This window comes from Streptomyces sp. NPDC031445 (assembly GCF_055581365.1).
In genome coordinates, this window is sequence record NZ_JBVIJO010000008.1 from 54052 (window position 1) to 71831 (window position 17780).

Consider the following 17780-nt stretch of genomic DNA (forward strand, 5'->3'; position numbering starts at 1 on the left):
CGGCGGGGCGGGGGCGTCCGCCGGGGCGTAGGGTCATCGGCACGGAAGGCCCTGGGCCTGGGCTTCACCGGGCTGTCGGTGGACGAGACGCAGGACGACCAACGGGGTGTACGTCGTGGTGGACGACGTGGTGGACGACGTGGACGCCCACCACCGGCGGGCCGTGGAGCACCGGGTGCGGATCCTGATGCCCCGACGGACCGGGACCGCGGCTCCCGGGACTCCATGGCCGGGGACGCCGAGGGGTACGCCGGGGACCGGCGTCCGAGCCGCTCCCCCGCCGCACCGCGCCCGGCCCGCGCTCAGCCTCCGGTGTGCACCTGGAACGCGGCCCGGCGGACGGCCTTGGCCAGGGCCGGGTCGGGGTGGGCGGCGGCGAGGGCGACCAGGACCTGCACGGTGCGCGGGTGGCCGACGGCGCGGACCTCGTCGAGCAGCTGGGGCACGGTGGGCTGCACCGCGGACTCCAGGTGCCGGACCAGCATCGGCGCCTCGCCGTGGTCGGCGACGGCGGCGGCGGTGTCCACCCACAGCCAGGTGGCCTCGTCCCGGGTGAGGACCTCGTGGGCGTCCTCCGGGTCGACGCCGTCGTGCTCGGCCAGCCACAGCAGGGCGTACGGCCGCAGGGCCGGCTCGTCCACGACGGACCGTACGTCGGGCTCGGCGGGGGCGCCGACGACGCGCAGCGCCTCGAAGGCCAGGCCGCGCAGCAGGGCGTCGTCGCCCCGGGCGGCGGCGATCAGCTCGGTGACGGCGCTGCCGACGGGGCGGGCGGCGAGCCAGGCGCGGTACTCGGCGCGGGCCGCGTTGGGGCGGAGCTGGGCGCAGCCGCGCAGCATGTCCTCGGCGGACTGCTCGATGTTGCCGGCGGGGCTCTGCGCGGCCACGCAGATCTGCTCCAGCTTGACCCAGACCGCCCAGTTGCCGAGCGGGGTGAGCGTGGCCTGGCCGCCGCCGTAGGTGAGGGCGCCGACGGAGGCCAGGGCGCGCAGCGCCCAGTCCAGCAGGGGGGCGAGCGGGGCGTCGGCGGCCGGGGCGGGGTCCGCGGGGCCCGGGGCTCCGGCGGGCTGTCCGGTGCCGGGTTCGTAGGCGACCTCGCAGCGTTCGGTGCGCAGTTCGGTGACCCGCTGCTGGAGCAGGTCGAGCAGCTGCTCGACGGGAACCGGTCCGGCGGACAGCTGGAGGAAGGAGAGCACCTGGGGCATGGCCGAGACGACCTCGGCGACGGCGGCCGGCTCGTGTCCGTCGGGTTCGGGGCAGGCGAGCGACCAGGCGTCGAAGAGGGCGACCCAGCCGCGCAGCACGGCGCTGTCGTCGCGGTCCCAGGCGCGCAGTCGCCAGCCGGGGCGCGCGCTGTCGCCGTGCACCTCGACGAGTCCGGCGAGGCGGGCGGTGTCCCAGTGGGCGCGGACCTGAGCGTCGCTCAGGCCGAGGTCGGCGGCGGCGCGTCGGGCGGTGGCGCCGGAGAGGGTGGCCTTGCCGTCGGTGGTGGCGCCGTCGCGGCCGGGGCCGAGTGCGGTGTCGGCCCAGCGGGCGACGCGGACCGCGCCGGCCAGACCGGCGCGGGCCATTCCGGCCAGTTCGGCCGGTGCGGGGGTGCCCTCCGGCGGCCGGGGTGCGGGGCGGCGCGGGCGCCGCTGGTTCACAGCTCTGGGGGCGGCGGCCAGGGGTCGCGGTCGGACGAGTCGGAGCCTGGAGTCGCGCGGGATACGGGACGTCACGGGTGCAGTCTTCCGGTTGACGGTCCGAAAACCCAAACGGAATGTCACGGCGGGCGACGGGGCTGGCCAACGCACCGGGTGCGCACGGGCCGGGGAGGCACGATCGCGCCAGTCGTACGCCCTTAAACGGAATGTTTCGCGCCGGTGCCGGCGGCACGGGCTCCCGGGCGCCCTGCCGGCCGGGAAGGCACCCGTGCCACAGCAGCCCCTGGTGTCACATCAGCGGGGTCAGGAACCGCCGCAGCCGCTCCTCGTACTCCTCGGGGTCCGCGTTCCACATCGCCGCGTGCGGGGCGTCCGCGACGGTGTGCAGGGAGACCAGGTCGGTGCGGCGCCGGGCGAGCGCGCGAGAGAACCTCCAGGGGGCGACCCGGTCGCCGGGGCCGTGGATGATCAGGGTGGGGACCCGGAGCCGGCCGGGGTCGGCGATCTCGGCGACCCGGCCGGCGTGCAGCCCGGCCCGGCCCTGCGCGGCCCGCACGGCGAGCGGCAGCAGCGGTCGCGGGGTGTGGCGGGCCCTGGCCAGGGCCCGCAGGGTGGCCTCCCAGCTGAGCACCGGCGAGTCCAGGACGAGTCCGGCGACGCGGTCGCGGACCGCGGAGTGCTCGGCGGCACGCAGGGCCATGGTGGCGCCGGTGGACCAGCCGAGCAGGACGACCCGGCGGGCGCCGTGGCGGACGGCGTGGGCGATCGCCGCCTCGACGTCCCGCCACTCGGTGTCGCCGAGGTGGTTCAGGCCGTCCGGCGGGCGCGGGGCGCCGAGGTCGCCGCGGTAGGCGAGGGCGAGGACGGGCAGCCGGCGGCCGTGCAGGAAGCCCATCACGTTCATGGCGTGTTCCCGGGTGGCGCCGAGGCCGTGCACGGCGATCACCCAGGTGTCCCGCTCTCCGGGCACGAACCAGGCGGGCAGGGCGCCCAGCTCGCCGGGCACGGTGACGTCGGTGTGGTCGAGGCCGAGGGCGGATGCGGGGTCGCCGACGTGCACGTTGGGGGTCAGCCAGGCCGCGTCGCCGGGGGCGAAGGTGCCGTGGGTGACGCGTTCCAGACGCCGTACGACCGTGTCGGCGGTGTGCTGGGCGCCCTCCAGGACGGGGCCGACGACCGCGTGGGAGCCGTCGCCGGCGAGGCCGTAGGTGCCGGGGCGCAGGGTCGCCAGGTCGCGGGTGAGCGTGATCTGGCCGGCGGCCGTGCCGTGCACGGTGAGGCGGGGCTCGGTGGGCAGCGGGCGGCCCGCCGGGGCCTTCAGCGCGGCGTCGCTGGCGAGCCGGCCCGCGGCGACGGACGCCATCCCGGCGGCCAGGACCGCGGTGAGCCCGGCGGCGGTGGCTCTGAGGGTGCGCACGGCTCCAGTGTCGGCGGGGCCGCAGCCACCGGCCAGCGGAAGCGGGGACCGTCGCGGTGCGGGCGGGCGCGGTAGCGCCGGGTGCGGACGTCGTGGCTGGGCGCCGTCGCGGCGCGTCGAGGACAGCAAGGGGTCACCTCCGTTGGCCGTACCCCTTCAAGCGTTCCCCGGCTTCGGCCACTTGTGCCTCCGTCAGCAGGGAGGGGGTCAGGCCCGGCACGGAGGACGCCGTGAGCCACAGCCGGCACATCCACTCCAGCTGGGCGGTGCGGTCGTAGGCCTGGCCGAGGGTGGCGCCGTAGGTGATCGTGCCGTGGTTCTGCAGGAGGCAGCCGGAGCGGCCGGTGAGGGCGCGGAGCATGTTCCCGGCCAGTTCGCCGGTGCCGTAGGCGGCGTAGGGGGCGACCCGCACGGGGCCGCCGAGGGCGGCGGTCATGTAGTGGACCGGCGGCAGCTCGGGCACGAGCGTGGAGACCGCGGTGGCGTGCACGGCGTGGGTGTGGACGACGGCGCGGGCGTCGGTGGTGCGGTAGACGGCGAGGTGCATGGGCAGCTCGCTGGTCGGCGCGAGCGTGCCGAGCACCTGGCGTCCGGTGAGGTCGACACCGGTGATGTCGTCGGGGGCGAGCCGGTCGTAGGGGACTCCCGACGGGGTGACCAGGACGAGGTCCCCGAGGCGGGCGGAGACGTTGCCGGAGGTGCCGACCACCAGTCCGTCGGCGACCGTCCGGCGTGCGGTCGCGACCAGTTCCGCCCAGAGCCGCGCCTCGTCCGGACGCGCCTGCTCCCGCGCCCCGTCCGGTCGCCCGCCGTCCTGCCGGCCGCCCTGGTGCCCGTCGTCCGTGTTCCGCAGCGTGTCAGCCATGCCGTGATCCTGTCAGCCGGACCGGCGCGGAGCGTCCGGGGCGGCCGGAGCCGCGCTGAAACGATACGGCCGAACGGGCGGACATCGCGCCGAAACGCCATGAATCGGCGCGGACGCGGTGATCAGCGGGCCTTCAATGATCCCTCTTGCCGACTGGACGTCCACCCCCGGGGGAGACGCATGGCCCGTGAACGCACCCCTGTCCGCCGCCGCACCGGTGTCCTCACGGCGGCCACGGCGGTCCTCGCCCTCTCGACCGCCGCGACCGCCTCCGCCGGACCGCTGGTGCCGCCCGGCGGCCCGGAGACCGCCGCGTCCCCGGCCGCGGGCGCGCTGCCGGGGCTGCCCGCGCTGCCGCTCCGGTCCGGGTCCCTGCCCAGGGGCCACGACGTGTCGTCCCACCAGAGGGGGGTCGACTGGGCGGCCGCCCGGGCGAGGGGCGCGCGGTTCGTCTACGTCAAGGCGACCGAGTCCACGGGCTACCGCAACCCCTACTTCTCCGGGCAGTACTCGGGCGCCCGCGCGGCCGGCCTGATCCGGGGCGCCTACCACTTCGCCCGGCCGGACCGGTCCTCCGGCGCCGAGCAGGCCGCGTACTTCGTGCGGCACGGCGGCGGCTGGCGGGCGGACGGCTGGACGCTGCCGCCCGCGCTGGACATCGAGTACAACCCGTACGACGCGAAGCACAAGTGCTACGGGGTGGGCAAGGCCCGGATGGTCCGCTGGATCCGGTCGTTCAGCGACGAGGTCAAGGAGCGGACCGGCCGCCGTCCGGTGATCTACACCACCACCCAGTGGTGGAAGCTGTGCACCGGGAACAGCCGCGCCTTCTCCTCCTCGCACGCCCTGTGGATCGCCCGCCACGGCACCTCACAGCCGGGCGCGCTGCCCGGCGGCTGGCGGTACTGGACGTTCTGGCAGCACGCCGTCAAGGGCAGGCTGCCGGGTGACCAGGATCTCTTCGACGGCTCCCTGAGCCGGCTGCGGATCTTCGCGCGCGGCCACTAGCCAAGGCGCGCCTGGGGCCGGCGGCGCGAAGCGGAACCTCGTACGCGCGTTACTGACACCCCCACGCCCGCCTCAGTTCATCTTCCGTTCACCCAGGTTGCCTACGTTCGACCAGCCAATGACCTCGAACGATTGCCTGGGTAAATGGAAAGCTTCTCGCTGATCCTCGCGATTGTGGTGGTAACCGCACTCGCGTTCGATTTCACGAACGGTTTCCACGACACCGCGAACGCGATGGCCACCACCATCTCCACAGGCGCCCTGAAGCCGAAGATCGCGGTCGCCATGTCCGCCGTCCTCAACCTCGTGGGCGCCTTCCTCTCCGTGGAGGTCGCCAACACGATCTCCAAGGGTCTCGTCGACGAGACCGGCATCCGTCCCGAGGTCATCTTCGCCGCCCTGGTCGGCGCGATCCTCTGGAACCTGCTGACCTGGCTGGTGGGCCTGCCCTCCAGCTCCTCGCACGCCCTGATGGGCGGCCTGGTCGGCGCCACCGTCGCCTCCGCCGGCTTCGGCGCCGTCCACGGTGAGGTCCTGGTCACCAAGGTGCTGCTCCCGGCCGTCGCCGCGCCGGTCGTCGCGGGCCTCGCCTCGCTGCTGGCCACCCGGTTCTCCTACGGCGTCGGCGGCACCGCCGACGGCGAGGCCACCCGCAAGGGCTACCGCGCCGGCCAGATCGCCTCCGCCGGCCTGGTCTCCCTCGCGCACGGCACCAACGACGCCCAGAAGACGATGGGCATCATCACCCTCGCCCTCGTCGCGGGCGGCTCCATCGCCCCCGGCTCCAACCCTCCCACCTGGGTGATCCTCTCCGCGGGCATGGCCATCGCGCTCGGCACCTACATCGGCGGCTGGCGCATCATCCGCACCATGGGCAAGGGCCTGACCGACCTGGAGCCGCGCCAGGGCTTCGCCGCCCAGACCAGCGCCGCGACCGCCATCCTGGCCTCCTCCCACCTCGGCTTCTCCCTCTCCACCACGCACGTCGTCTCCGGCTCGGTGATGGGCGCGGGCCTCGGCCGCAAGGGCGGTGTGGTCCGCTGGTCCACCGCGACCCGCATGGCCGTCGCCTGGGTGCTGACCCTCCCCGCCGCCGCGCTGGTCGGCGCGGGCGCCGAGTCCGTCACCGGCCTGGGCGACTGGGGCACCGCCGTCGTCGCCGTCTTCCTGGTCGCCGCGAGCGCCGCCATCTGGAAGCTCTCCCGCCGCGAGGTCGTCGACCACACCAACGTGGTCGAGGAGACCGAGCCGGCCGGTGTGGTCACCGCCGCCATCGCCGCCGTGATCCCGCCCCCGGCGGGCGTGGTCGCCGGGGACCTGACGGCCACCATCCCCGCTCCGGCCACCGAGCCCGCCCCCGCCGCCCCGCCGGCCGCCGCGGTCTGACCCCGGCCCCGCGCACACGGTTACTGAAGGAAGCATCCCCATGAAGATCGACTGGGCGGCCCTCGGCTCCGTCTTCGGTGTCAGCCTCGCGTTCACGGTGGGCCTGGTGGTCCTGTTCACCCTCGGCATCAACGGCCTGTCGCGCCGTGAGAAGGCCGCGGCCCGGGGCGGGTCCGCCGCCCTCGCCGTCACCGGCGCCTACGTGTGCTTCGCGGCCTGCGCGGCGGCGGTGGCGTACGGGATCTACCTGATCGTCGTCAAGCCCTGACGGTCCGGAACCCCGCATCGGCCCCGCCGGGCCACCGCCTCGGCGGGACCGGCGGGGCCTTCGCATGCCGTCGCACCGGACTTCCGGCCGCCGTCCGGCGGAGCGGCGGTGTGGGCCTCAGCACAGTCCGGCGTCCCAGGTCAAAGGCAAGTTGACGGCCGTTCCGGGCGCGTGGTGGACTGCCCAGGCCATGTACGGCGGCAAGAGAGGAAGCCGGTGCGAATCCGGCGCGGTCCCGCCACTGTCACCGGGAAGAACCCCCGGGAGCCAGGAACTCTCACCGCCGATTCACGTCGAACCAGGGCGCGGACACCCTGAGTGAGGACACATATCGCCATGCTCGGCTGCCGATCGAGGACCCGTACCAGGACCGTTCCTGTTCCCACCGCCGGCTGAGCCGATGGGTGCCGATCGCACATACGCGTACGGTGCCGCCGCCGGCGTCCTCGGTGACCTGCTCCTCGGCGACCCGCGCCGCGGGCACCCGGTCGCCGTGTTCGGCCGGGCGGCCGGGACCGTGGAACGCGCCCTGTGGCACGACCACCGTGGCTGGGGCGCCCTGCACACCGCCGTGTGCGCCGGCGGCGCCGTCGCCCTCGGCGCGCTGGCCGCACGCGCCGCACGCCCCTGCCGTACCGCTTCCGCCGCGCTGACCGCCACCGCCACCTGGGCCGTCGTCGGCGGCACCTCGCTCGCCCGGGAGGCCCGCGCCATCGGGCGCGCCCTGGAGGCCGGGGACGTCGAGGCGGCCCGGGCCCGGCTGCCGCACCTGTGCGGCCGGGACCCGCAGGCCCTGGACGCCGACGGCATCGCGCGGGCCGTGGTCGAGTCGGTCGCCGAGAACACCTCCGACGCCGTGGTCGGCGCGCTCGTCTGGGGCGCCGTGGCCGGGGTGCCGGGGCTGCTCGGCTTCCGGGCGGTCAACACCCTGGACGCGATGGTGGGTCACAGGTCGCCCCGCCACCGGCGCTACGGCTGGGCCTCCGCCCGTCTGGACGACGTCGCCGGCTGGCCGGGCGCCCGGCTGACCGCCGTGCTCGCCGCAGCGGCCGGACCCGATCCGCGCGGCGCCCTGCGCGCCTGGAGGGCCGACGCGCGCAGGCACCCGAGCCCCAACGCCGGGCCCGTGGAGGCCTCTTTCGCGGGCGCCCTCGGCGTCCGCCTGGGCGGCACGCTCTCCTACGGCGGCCGGGTCGAACACCGCCCGGTGCTGAACGGCGCCACCGGACGGCCGGTCCGCGTCACCGACATCGACCGGGCCGTGCGGCTCTCCCGCCGCGTCGGTCTGCTCGCGCTCGGCACCACGCTGGCCGCGCGCGCCCTGCTGAAAGGACGTGGCAAGTGAGCGGTGGTCTCCTCGTCGCCGGCACCACCTCCGACGCGGGCAAGAGCGTCGTGACGGCGGGCATCTGCCGCTGGCTGGTGCGCCAGGGCGTGAAGGTCGCGCCGTTCAAGGCGCAGAACATGTCCCTGAACTCGTTCGTCACGCGCGAGGGCGCGGAGATCGGCCGGGCGCAGGCCATGCAGGCCCAGGCCTGCCGCGTCGAGCCGACCGCGCTGATGAACCCGGTGCTGCTCAAGCCCGGCGGCGAGCAGAGCAGCCAGGTGGTGCTGCTGGGCAGGCCGGTGGGCGAGCTGAGCGCGCGCGGGTACCACGGCGGGCGCCAGCAGCGGCTGCTGGGCACGGTGCTGGACTGCCTGGCCGAACTGCGGGGCACGTATGACGCGGTGATCTGTGAGGGGGCGGGCAGTCCCGCCGAGATCAACCTGCGGCGGACCGACATCGTCAACATGGGGATCGCGCGGAACGCGCGGCTGCCCGTGCTCGTCGTCGGCGACATCGACCGCGGGGGCGTGTTCGCCTCCTTCTTCGGCACCGTCGCCCTGCTCTCCCCCGAGGACCAGGAGCTGGTCGCCGGGTTCCTGGTGAACAAGTTCCGGGGCGACGTCGGCCTGCTGGAGCCCGGGCTGGACATGCTCCGGGACCTCACCGGGCGGCGGACGTACGGCGTGCTGCCCTTCCGGCACGGGCTCGGCATCGACGAGGAGGACGGACTGAGGGTGTCGCTGCGGGGCACGGTCCGCGAGTCCGCCGTGACGCCCCCCGTCGGCGAGGACGTGCTGCGGGTCGCCGTGTGCGCGGTCCCGCTGATGTCCAACTTCACCGACGTCGACGCGCTGGCCGCCGAACCGGGTGTGGTCGTGCGGTTCGTGGACCGCCCGGAGGAGCTCGCCGACGCCGATCTCGTCGTCGTCCCGGGCACGCGCGGGACCGTGCGGGCGCTGGAGTGGCTGCGGGAGCGGGGGCTGGCGGACGCGCTCGCCCGCCGGGCCGCCGAAGGACGCCCCGTGCTCGGCGTCTGCGGCGGCTTCCAGATCCTCGGCGAGCACATCGAGGACGACGTCGAGAGCCGGCGCGGGCATGTCGACGGGCTCGGCGTCCTGCCCGTCCGGGTGCGGTTCGCCCGCGAGAAGACCCTCACCCGGCCCAGCGGCGAAGCCCTCGGCGAGCGGGTCGACGGCTACGAGATCCACCACGGGGTGGCCACCGTCGAGGGCGGCGAACCCTTCCTCGACGGCTGCCGGGTCGGCCAGACCTGGGGCACCCACTGGCACGGCTCGCTGGAGTCGGACGGCTTCCGGCGGGCCTTCCTGCGCGAGGTGGCCGCCGCCGCGGGCCGCCGCTTCGTGCCCGCACCGGACACCTCCTTCGCCGCGCTGCGCGAGGAGCAGCTCGACCGGCTCGGCGACCTGATCGAACACCACGCGGACACCGACGCGCTGTGGCGGCTCATCGAGTCGGGCGCGCCGCAAGGACTGCCTTTCATTCCACCGGGAGCGCCCGCATGAGCACAGTGTTGTTGTTGTCGACCGCCGACACGGATCTGCTGGCCGCCCGGGCGTCCGGCGCGGGCTACCGCATCGGCAACCCCACCCGCGTCGACGTCGCCGGGGAGCTGCCCGGTCTGATCGAGGGCGCGGACCTCGCCGTCGTCCGGCTGCTGGGCGGCAAGCGGGCCTGGGAGGACGGGCTGGCCGCGCTGAAGGCGTCCGGCGTCCCGACCGTGCTGCTGGGCGGCGAGGCCGTGCCGGACGCGGAGCTGATGGCGGAGTCGTCGGTGCCGGCCGGTGTGGTCGCGGAGGCGCTGAGGTACCTGGTCGAGGGCGGCCCGGCGAACCTGCTGGAGCTGTCCCGGTTCCTGTCGGACACCGTGCTGCTGACCGGCGAGGGCTTCGAGGAGCCGCGCCGGATGCCGGAGTTCGGCGTGCACGGCGGGTACGAGGTCCAGGACGGCCGGCCGACCGTGGGCGTGCTGTTCTACCGGGCGCACGAACTGAGCGGCAACACCGCCTTCGTGGACACCCTGTGCGAGGCGATCGAGGCGCGCGGCGCCAACGCCCTCCCGGTGTACTGCGGTTCGCTGCGCGGGGCGGACCCGGCCCTGTACGAGCTGCTGGGGCGGGCCGACGCGCTGGTCGCCACGGTGCTCGCGGCCGGCGGCACGCACGCCTCCCAGGCGTCGGCGGGCGGTGACGAGGAGTCCTGGGACATCGGCGCGCTGGCCGACCTGGACGTGCCGGTGCTGCAAGGGCTGTGCCTCACCTCCTCGCGGGCCGCGTGGGAGGAGTCCGACGCGGCCCTGTCCCCCATGGACGCGGCGATGCAGGTGGCGATCCCGGAGTTCGACGGCCGGCTGATCACGGTGCCGTTCTCGTTCAAGGAGCAGGGCCCCGACGAGGTGCCGGTGTACGTCGCCGACCCCGAGCGGGCCGCCCGCGTGGCCGGGATCGCCCTCCGGCACGCCCGGCTGAAGCACAAGCCGAACGCGGAGAAGAGGATCGCGCTAGTCTTCACGGCGTACCCGACCAAGCACTCCCGGGTCGGCAACGCGGTCGGCCTGGACACGCCGGCGTCGGCGGTCCGGGTGCTGGACGCGCTGCGGGACGCCGGGTACGGGGTCACGGAGTACCCGGCCGGCGGCGACGAGTTGATCCACCGGCTCATCGAGGCCGGCGGTCACGACGTGGAGTGGCTGACCGAGGAGCAGCTGGCGGCGGCGCCCGCGCGGGTGCCGCTGGCCGACTACCGCGCGTGGTTCGAGAAGCTGGACCCCGGGCTGCGGGACGCGATGACCGAGGCATGGGGGGAGCCGCCGGGCGGCCTCTACGTCGACGGCGACGACATCGTGCTCGCCTCCCTCCGGTTCGGGAACGTCGTCGTGATGATCCAGCCGCCGCGCGGCTTCGGCGAGAACCCGATCGCGATCTACCACGACCCCGACATGCCGCCCTCCCACCACTACCTGGCGGCGTACCGGTGGCTGGAGAACTCGTTCGGCGCGGACGCGATCGTGCACATGGGCAAGCACGGCACGATGGAGTGGCTGCCGGGCAAGGGCCTGGGGCTGAGCGCCGGGTGCGCGCCGGACGCCGTCCTCGGCGACCTGCCGCTGATCTACCCGTTCATCGTGAACGACCCCGGCGAGGGCACCCAGGCCAAGCGGCGCGGGCACGCCACGGTGGTCGACCACCTGGTGCCGCCGATGGCCCGCGCGGACACCTACGGCGACCTGGCCAAGCTGGAGCAGCTGCTGGACGAGTACGCGCTCGTCTCCGACCTGGACCCGGCGAAGGCGCCGGCCGTCCGCGCGCAGATCTGGACCCTGGTCAAGGCGGCGGAGCTGCACCACGACCTGCACGTCGACGAGCAGCCCGACGACGAGGCGTTCGACGAGTTCGTCATGCACATCGACGGCTACCTGTGCGAGATCAAAGACGTGCAGATCCGCGACGGCCTGCACATCCTCGGCGGCGGCCCGGTCGGCGAGCCGCGGGTGAACCTGGTGCTGGCCGTGCTGCGCGCCTCCCAGGTGTGGGGCGGCCGGGCGAACGCGCTGCCCGGTCTGCGGGCCGCGCTGGCGGCGCACTTCGGGCTGGTGGAGAAGGAGCTGCTGGCCGAGCCGGGCGCCCCGGTGAAGGTGCCGGTGGAGCTGACGGACCTGGTGGAGGGCCCGTCCCGGACCGGCGCCGACGCCGTCGACCTGCTGGAGCAGCTGTGCCGGCGGATCGCGGAGGGCATGGAGGCGCGGGCGTGGGACCGTACGGTCGTCCCCGCCGTCCTGCGGGGCGTGCTCGGCGCCGAACTCCCCGACGCGCTCGCCGTGCTGGAGTTCGCGTGCGACGAGGTCGTGCCCCGGCTGGCGCGCACCACCGACGAGATCGGGCACATCCTGCGGGCCCTGGACGGCGGTTACGTCCCGGCGGGCCCGTCGGGCTCACCGACCCGGGGCCTGGTCAACGTCCTGCCGACGGGCCGCAACTTCTACTCGGTCGACCCCAAGGCGATCCCGTCCCGGCTGAGCTGGGAGGTCGGCCAGTCACTGGCGGACTCGCTGGTGCAGCGGTACCTGAGCGACACCGGGGAGTACCCCCGGTCGGTGGGCCTCACGGTGTGGGGCACGTCCGCGATGCGCACCCAGGGCGACGACATCGCCGAGATCCTGGCGCTGCTGGGCTGCCGCCCGGTGTGGGACGACGCCTCGCGCCGGGTGACCGGCTTCGAGGTGGTTCCGCTCGCCGAGCTGGGGCGCCCGCGCATCGACGTCACGGTCCGCATCTCCGGGTTCTTCCGGGACGCGTTCCCGCACGTGGTCGGGATGATCGACGACGCGGTGCGGGCGGTGGCGGAGCTGGCGGAGCCGGCCGAGTCCAACTACGTGCGGGCGCACGTGGAGGAGGACACCGCCGGGCACGGCGACCGGCGCCGGGCCACGGCCCGCGTCTTCGGCTCGAAGCCGGGGGCGTACGGCGCGGGTCTGCTGCCGCTGATCGACGCCCGGAACTGGCGCAGTGACGCCGACCTGGCCGAGGTGTACGCCGTCTGGGGCGGCTACGCCTACGGGCGCGGGCTCGACGGGCGGGCGGCGCGCGGGGACATGGAGACGGCGTTCCGGCGGATCGCGGTGGCGGCGAAGAACGTCGACACGCGTGAGCACGACCTGGTCGACGCGGACGACTACTTCCAGTACCACGGCGGCATGGTCGCCATGGTCCGGCACCTGACGGGCGCCAACCCCGAGGCGTACGTGGGCGATTCGGCCGTGCCGGACCAGGTGAGGACGCGGACTCTGGGCGAGGAGACGCACCGGGTGTTCCGGGCGCGGGTGGTCAACCCGCGCTGGATGGCGGCCATGCGCCGGCACGGTTACAAGGGCGCCTTCGAGATGGCGGCGACCGTGGACTACCTCTTCGGCTACGACGCGACGGCGGGCGTGGTCGACGACTGGATGTACGAGAAGCTCAGCGCCGAGTACGTCTTCGACCCGGAGAACCGGGACTTCATGAAGAAGTCCAACCCGTGGGCGCTGCGCGGGATCACCGAGCGGCTGCTGGAGGCGGCGGACCGCGGCCTGTGGGCGGAGCCGGACGCGGACACGCTGGAGCGGCTGCGCGCCACCTATCTGGAGCTTGAAGGCGACTTGGAGGGCGACCAGTGACCACCCCGTTCCCCTTTACGGCCGTCGTCGGCCAGGACGACCTGCGGCTCGCGCTGCTGCTGAACGCCGTGTCGCCGGCGGTCGGCGGTGTGCTGGTGCGCGGCGAGAAGGGCACCGCGAAGTCCACGGCGGTACGGGCGCTGTCGGCGCTGCTGCCGGAGGTGGCCGTCGTCCCCGGGTGCCGGTTCTCGTGCGACCCGGCCTCCCCCGACCCCGGCTGCCCGGACGGACCGCACGAGTCCGGTGACGGCGCCGGGCGCCCCGCGCGGATGGTCGAGCTGCCCGTCGGCGCCTCCGAGGACCGGCTCGTCGGCGCCCTCGACATCGAGCGGGCGCTGGCCGAGGGCGTGAAGGCCTTCGAGCCGGGCCTGCTGGCCGAGGCGCACCGGGGCATCCTCTACGTCGACGAGGTGAACCTGCTCCACGACCACCTGGTCGACCTGCTGCTGGACGCGGCGGCGATGGGCGCCTCGTACGTGGAGCGCGAGGGTGTGTCCGTGCGGCACGCGGCCCGGTTCCTGCTCGTCGGCACCATGAACCCCGAAGAGGGCGAGCTGCGCCCGCAGTTGCTGGACCGGTTCGGGCTGACCGTGGAGGTGGCCGCCTCACGGGAGCCGGAGCAGCGGGTGGAGGTCGTCCGGCGCCGGCTGGCGTACGACGACGATCCGGCCGCCTTCGCCGCGCGCTGGGCCGGCGAGGAGGCCGCCGTACGGCAGCGGATCGCGGCGGCGCGGGAACTGCTGCCGCAAGTGCGGCTGGGCGACGGGGCGCTGCGGCAGATCGCGGCGACCTGCGCGGCCTTCGAGGTGGACGGCATGCGCGCCGACATCGTGATGGCCCGTACGGCGACCGCGCTGGCCGCGTGGGCCGGGCGGACCGATGTGCTCGCCGAGGACGTGCGGCAGGCCGCGCTGCTGGCGCTCCCGCACCGCAGGCGGCGCAACCCGTTCGACGCGCCGGGCCTGGACGAGGACAAGCTGGACGAGACGCTGGAGCAGTCCTCCGGCGAGTCCCCCGACGACGATCCCGGCCCCGACGGCCCCGGTGGGGGCGGCGGGCAGCCGGCGCCCGACAGCGGTCCGCGGGGCGACGGCGCCGGTGACGCGCGGCCCGAGGCCGGTGAGGACGGGCAGCCGCAGGCGTCCGGCGGGCGGGAGCAGTCGGCCGTACGGGCCGCGGAACCCTTCCGGGCCAAGGCGCTGACCGTCCCCGGCGTCGGCGAGGGTGCCGCCGGGCGGCGGTCGCGGGCGCGGACCGAGCACGGGCGGACCACCGGGGCCCGGCGGCCCCGGGGGGCACTGACCAAGCTGCATCTGGCGGCGACCGTGCGGGCCGCCGCGCCGCATCAGCGGGCGCGGGGCAGGTCCGGGCCGGGACTGGTCGTACGGCGGGACGATCTGCGGCAGGCGGTCCGTGAGGGACGCGAGGGCAACCTCGTGCTGTTCGTCGTGGACGCCTCGGGGTCGATGGCGGCGCGGCAGCGGATGAGCGCCGTGAAGGGCGCCGTGCTGTCGCTGCTGCTCGACGCCTACCAGCGGCGGGACAAGGTGGGCCTGGTGACGTTCCGGGGCTCGGGCGCCGAGGTCGCGCTGCCGCCGACGTCCTCCGTCGACGCCGCCGCCGCGCGGCTGGAGTCGCTGCCGACCGGGGGACGTACGCCGCTCGCCGCGGGGCTGCTCAAGGCGCACGAGGTGCTGCGGGTGGAGCGGCTGCGGGACCCGGCGCGCCGGGCGCTGGTGGTCGTGGTGACCGACGGGCGGGCCACCGGCGGCCCCGAGCCGGTCGCCCTCGCGGGGCGGGCGGCGCGGCTGTTCGCGGCCGAGCAGGTCGCCTCCGTGGTCGTGGACTGCGAGTCGGGGCCGGTGCGGCTCGGGCTCGCCGGACAGCTGGCCGGTGAGCTGGGCGGTACGGCCGTCACGCTGGACGAGCTGCGGGCCGACTCGATCGCCGGGCTGGTCAGGGATGTGCAGGGAACGCCGAGGAGGGCCGCGTAATGCCGCAGGGACAGCCGAGTGTCGTACCGGACGACGGTCTGACGACCCGTCAGCGGCGGAACCGTCCGCTGGTCGTCGTGCACACGGGCGTCGGCAAGGGCAAGTCCACCGCCGCGTTCGGGCTCGCGCTGCGCGCCTGGAACCAGGGGTGGCCCATCGGGGTGTTCCAGTTCGTCAAGTCGGCGAAGTGGAAGGTCGGCGAGGAGAACGCGCTCAGGGTGCTCGGCGCCTCCGGCGAGGGCGGGAGCGTCGACTGGCACAAGATGGGCGAGGGCTGGTCGTGGGTCCAGCGCGACGCGCAGATGGACAACGAGGAGAAGACCCGCGAGGGCTGGGAGCAGGTCAAGCGGGACCTGGCGGCCGAGACGTACCGGCTGTACGTGCTCGACGAGTTCGCGTACCCGATGCACTGGGGCTGGGTCGACACCGACGAGGTCGTCGACGTGCTGCGCGGCCGTCCCGGCACCCAGCACGTGGTGATCACCGGACGGAACGCGCCGGAGAAGCTGGTGGACTTCGCCGACCTCGTCACCGACATGTCCAAGGTCAAGCACCCCATGGACGTGGGGCAGAAGGGCCAGAAGGGCATCGAGTGGTGACGCCCGTCCCCCGGCTGGTCATCGCCGCGCCCTCCTCGGGTAGCGGCAAGACCACCGTCGCCACGGGGCTGATGGCCGCGTTCGCCGCGCGGGGGCTCGCCGTGTCCCCGCACAAGGTCGGACCGGACTACATCGACCCCGGGTACCACGCCCTCGCGACCGGACGGCCGGGGCGCAACCTCGACGCGTACCTGTGCGGGCCGGAGCTGATCGCTCCGCTGTTCCTGCACGGGGCGCGGGGGTGCGACCTGGCGGTGGTCGAGGGCGTGATGGGGCTGTACGACGGGGCCGCCGGCGAGGGTGAGCTGGCGTCCACCGCGCACATCGCCAAGCTGCTGCGGGCGCCGGTGGTGCTCGTCGTGGACGCGTCCTCGCAGTCGCGGTCGGTAGCGGCGCTGGTGCACGGGTTCGCGTCCTGGGACCCGGAGGTGCGGGTCGGGGGCGTGATCCTGAACAAGGTCGCCTCCGACCGGCACGAGTCCCTCCTGCGGGAGGCGCTGGACTCGTCGGGTGTGCCGGTGCTGGGCGCCTTGCGGCGGGCCGCTCAGGTGGACACGCCCTCCCGGCACCTCGGACTGGTGCCGGTCGCCGAGCGGCGGGCTGCGGCGGTGGACGCCGTCCAGGCCATGGCCGCGCAGGTGACCCAGGGGTGTGACCTGGCCGCGCTGGAGGCACTCGCCCGTACTGCCGGTGCCCTCCCAGGGGGCTCCGTCCCCTGGACCCCCGCCTCGCCCGCCCACCACCCGGCTCGGCCCGCCGGGAAGCGAGCCCCTGTCGTCGCCGTCGCCGGCGGTCCCGCCTTCACCTTCTCCTACGCCGAGCACACCGAGCTGCTCGCCGCCGCCGGAGCCGAGGTGGTCACCTTCGACCCGCTGCGGGACGAGCGGCTGCCCGAGGCGACCGCCGGGCTGGTCATCGGGGGCGGCTTCCCCGAGGTGTACGCCGCCGAGCTGTCCGCCAACGAGCCCCTGCGCAAGGCCGTCGCGGACCTCGCGTCCTCCGGCGCCCCCGTGGCCGCCGAATGCGCCGGGCTCCTCTATCTGTGCCGCGAGCTGGACGGGCAGCCCCTGTGCGGGGTGCTCGACGCCACCGCGCGGATGACCGACCGGCTGACCCTCGGCTACCGGGACGCCGTGGCCGTCGGCGACAGTGCGCTGGCGGCGGCCGGGACGCGGATGCGGGGCCACGAGTTCCACCGCACCGCCGTCGAGCCGGGCGCCGGCGCCGCTCCCGCCTGGGGCGTACGGGCCCCGGTCCGGCGGGTCGAAGGTTTCGTACAGCAGGGCGTGCACGCGAGTTACCTGCACACGCACTGGGCGTCCGAGCCCGGTGTCGCCCGTCGGTTCGTGGAGAGGTGCCGGACGTCATGAGCAGCAGGCTGGTCGGGGTCGGGGTCGGTCCCGGTGATCCGGAGCTGGTGACCGTGAAGGGGGTCAACGCGCTGCGGGCCGCCGAGGTCGTCGTCGTACCGGTCCTGGACACCGGGGAGCGGGGGCGGGCCGAGGCGACGGTGCTGCACTACGTGGCCGCGGACAAGGTCGTCCGGGTGGTGTTCGCGCTGAACGAGCGGACCGACCGGGCGCGGCGGGAGGCGGCCTGGGACGCGGCCGGCGCCCGGGTCGCCGAGCTGCTCGCCCGGCACGGGTCCGTCGCGTTCGCCACCATCGGCGACCCGAACGTGTACTCGACGTTCACGTATCTCGCGCAGACCATCGCCGAGCTGGTGCCGGGTGTCACCGTGGAGACGGTGCCCGGGATCACCGCCATGCAGGATCTCGCGGCGCGCTCGGGGGCCGTGCTGACCGAGGGCACCGAGCCGCTGACCCTCGTGCCGGTGACGGCCGGGTCGGCGGTGCTGAAGGAGGCGCTGGCGGGGCCGGGGACGGTCGTGGCGTACAAGTTCGGGCGGCAGGCCGCCGAGGTCGCGCAGGCGCTGCGGGAGACCGGGCGGCTCGGGGACGCGGTGTGGGGCTCGGCGCTGGGCCTGCCGGAGGAGTCGGTGCGGCCGGCCGCCGAGCTGGACGGGACGCCCCTGCCGTACCTGTCGACGCTGATCGCGCCGCCGCGCCGGGACGGCGGCCGGGGCGGAAAGCTGTGACA

13 protein-coding genes, 1 pseudogene and 1 riboswitch are annotated in these 17780 nt (G+C 75.0%); of the genes and pseudogenes, 11 read left to right on the plus strand and 3 right to left on the minus strand.

Annotation, left to right across the window (positions count from 1 at the left end):
- Nucleotides 1-103: 103 nt before the first annotated feature.
- Nucleotides 104-246 (plus strand): annotated as a pseudogene (locus tag ACZ5DC_RS21595) (VOC family protein); the annotation flags it as partial.
- A 56-nt stretch (nt 247-302) separates the two neighbouring features.
- Here ACZ5DC_RS21595 and ACZ5DC_RS21600 read toward each other — a convergent pair.
- The 3 genes from ACZ5DC_RS21600 to ACZ5DC_RS21610 all read right to left on the minus strand — a co-directional run bounded on the left by ACZ5DC_RS21600 (nt 303) and on the right by ACZ5DC_RS21610 (nt 3928).
- Complete coding sequence (locus ACZ5DC_RS21600) at nt 303-1721, minus strand: hypothetical protein (protein WP_468654987.1); 1419 nt, start codon at nt 1719-1721, stop codon at nt 303-305.
- A 214-nt stretch (nt 1722-1935) separates the two neighbouring features.
- Nucleotides 1936-3063 carry an alpha/beta hydrolase gene (locus ACZ5DC_RS21605; protein WP_468654989.1) on the minus strand — a complete coding sequence of 376 codons (1128 nt, stop codon included), beginning with the start codon at nt 3061-3063 and terminating at the stop codon, nt 1936-1938.
- Between the two features lie 133 nt (nt 3064-3196).
- Nucleotides 3197-3928 (minus strand): class II aldolase/adducin family protein, encoded by a 732-nt coding sequence (locus ACZ5DC_RS21610; RefSeq protein ID WP_468654991.1) that lies wholly within the window; start codon nt 3926-3928, stop codon nt 3197-3199.
- Nucleotides 3929-4108: 180 nt separating this feature from the next.
- Between ACZ5DC_RS21610 and ACZ5DC_RS21615 the strand changes: the two genes are divergently transcribed.
- The 10 genes from ACZ5DC_RS21615 (at nt 4109) to cobI (ending at nt 17778) form a co-directional block, all read left to right on the plus strand.
- Nucleotides 4109-4936: a lysozyme gene (locus tag ACZ5DC_RS21615; protein ID WP_468654993.1), complete on the plus strand. Its 828-nt coding sequence runs from the start codon at nt 4109-4111 to the stop codon at nt 4934-4936.
- Nucleotides 4937-5080: 144 nt separating this feature from the next.
- Entirely contained in the window at nt 5081-6322 is a 1242-nt protein-coding gene (locus ACZ5DC_RS21620; RefSeq protein ID WP_468654995.1) for an inorganic phosphate transporter, read from the plus strand.
- A 40-nt stretch (nt 6323-6362) separates the two neighbouring features.
- Nucleotides 6363-6590 (plus strand): hypothetical protein, encoded by a 228-nt coding sequence (locus ACZ5DC_RS21625; RefSeq protein ID WP_189815421.1) that lies wholly within the window; start codon nt 6363-6365, stop codon nt 6588-6590.
- Between the two features lie 157 nt (nt 6591-6747).
- Nucleotides 6748-6887: riboswitch (cobalamin riboswitch) on the plus strand.
- Nucleotides 6888-6990: 103 nt separating this feature from the next.
- Nucleotides 6991-7935, plus strand: a complete 945-nt coding sequence (locus ACZ5DC_RS21630) for a cobalamin biosynthesis protein (RefSeq protein WP_468654997.1) — start codon at nt 6991-6993, stop codon at nt 7933-7935.
- A complete protein-coding gene (locus ACZ5DC_RS21635; RefSeq protein WP_468654999.1) occupies nt 7932-9440 on the plus strand; it encodes a cobyric acid synthase in 1509 nt (502 codons plus the stop codon). Before ACZ5DC_RS21630 ends, ACZ5DC_RS21635 begins: the two co-directional genes overlap by 4 nt.
- Entirely contained in the window at nt 9437-13087 is a 3651-nt protein-coding gene (cobN, locus tag ACZ5DC_RS21640) for a cobaltochelatase subunit CobN (RefSeq protein ID WP_468655001.1), read from the plus strand. The genes ACZ5DC_RS21635 and cobN overlap by 4 nt, the downstream gene beginning before the upstream one ends.
- Nucleotides 13084-15081 (plus strand): putative cobaltochelatase, encoded by a 1998-nt coding sequence (locus ACZ5DC_RS21645; RefSeq protein ID WP_468655003.1) that lies wholly within the window; start codon nt 13084-13086, stop codon nt 15079-15081. The genes cobN and ACZ5DC_RS21645 overlap by 4 nt, the downstream gene beginning before the upstream one ends.
- Nucleotides 15081-15680 (plus strand): cob(I)yrinic acid a,c-diamide adenosyltransferase, encoded by a 600-nt coding sequence (cobO, locus tag ACZ5DC_RS21650; RefSeq protein WP_468655005.1) that lies wholly within the window; start codon nt 15081-15083, stop codon nt 15678-15680. The genes ACZ5DC_RS21645 and cobO overlap by 1 nt, the downstream gene beginning before the upstream one ends.
- A complete protein-coding gene (locus tag ACZ5DC_RS21655) occupies nt 15674-17050 on the plus strand; it encodes a cobyrinate a,c-diamide synthase (RefSeq protein ID WP_468655007.1) in 1377 nt (458 codons plus the stop codon). The genes cobO and ACZ5DC_RS21655 overlap by 7 nt, the downstream gene beginning before the upstream one ends.
- Nucleotides 17047-17778: a precorrin-2 C(20)-methyltransferase gene (gene cobI, locus ACZ5DC_RS21660; protein WP_468655009.1), complete on the plus strand. Its 732-nt coding sequence runs from the start codon at nt 17047-17049 to the stop codon at nt 17776-17778. Before ACZ5DC_RS21655 ends, cobI begins: the two co-directional genes overlap by 4 nt.
- Nucleotides 17779-17780: the final 2 nt, after the last annotated feature.

What these genes read in the sequence shown, in the direction of transcription:
- cobO (WP_468655005.1), top strand. Translation starts at nt 15,081, where the DNA reads ATGCCGCAGGGACAGCCGAGTGTCGTACCGGACGACGGTCTGACGACC.
- ACZ5DC_RS21620 (WP_468654995.1), top strand. Translation starts at nt 5,081, where the DNA reads ATGGAAAGCTTCTCGCTGATCCTCGCGATTGTGGTGGTAACCGCACTC.
- cobN (WP_468655001.1), top strand. Translation starts at nt 9,437, where the DNA reads ATGAGCACAGTGTTGTTGTTGTCGACCGCCGACACGGATCTGCTGGCC.
- ACZ5DC_RS21625 (WP_189815421.1), top strand. Translation starts at nt 6,363, where the DNA reads ATGAAGATCGACTGGGCGGCCCTCGGCTCCGTCTTCGGTGTCAGCCTC.
- ACZ5DC_RS21610 (WP_468654991.1), bottom strand. Translation starts at nt 3,928, where the DNA reads ATGGCTGACACGCTGCGGAACACGGACGACGGGCACCAGGGCGGCCGG.
- cobI (WP_468655009.1), top strand. Translation starts at nt 17,047, where the DNA reads ATGAGCAGCAGGCTGGTCGGGGTCGGGGTCGGTCCCGGTGATCCGGAG.
- ACZ5DC_RS21615 (WP_468654993.1), top strand. Translation starts at nt 4,109, where the DNA reads ATGGCCCGTGAACGCACCCCTGTCCGCCGCCGCACCGGTGTCCTCACG.
- ACZ5DC_RS21630 (WP_468654997.1), top strand. Translation starts at nt 6,991, where the DNA reads ATGGGTGCCGATCGCACATACGCGTACGGTGCCGCCGCCGGCGTCCTC.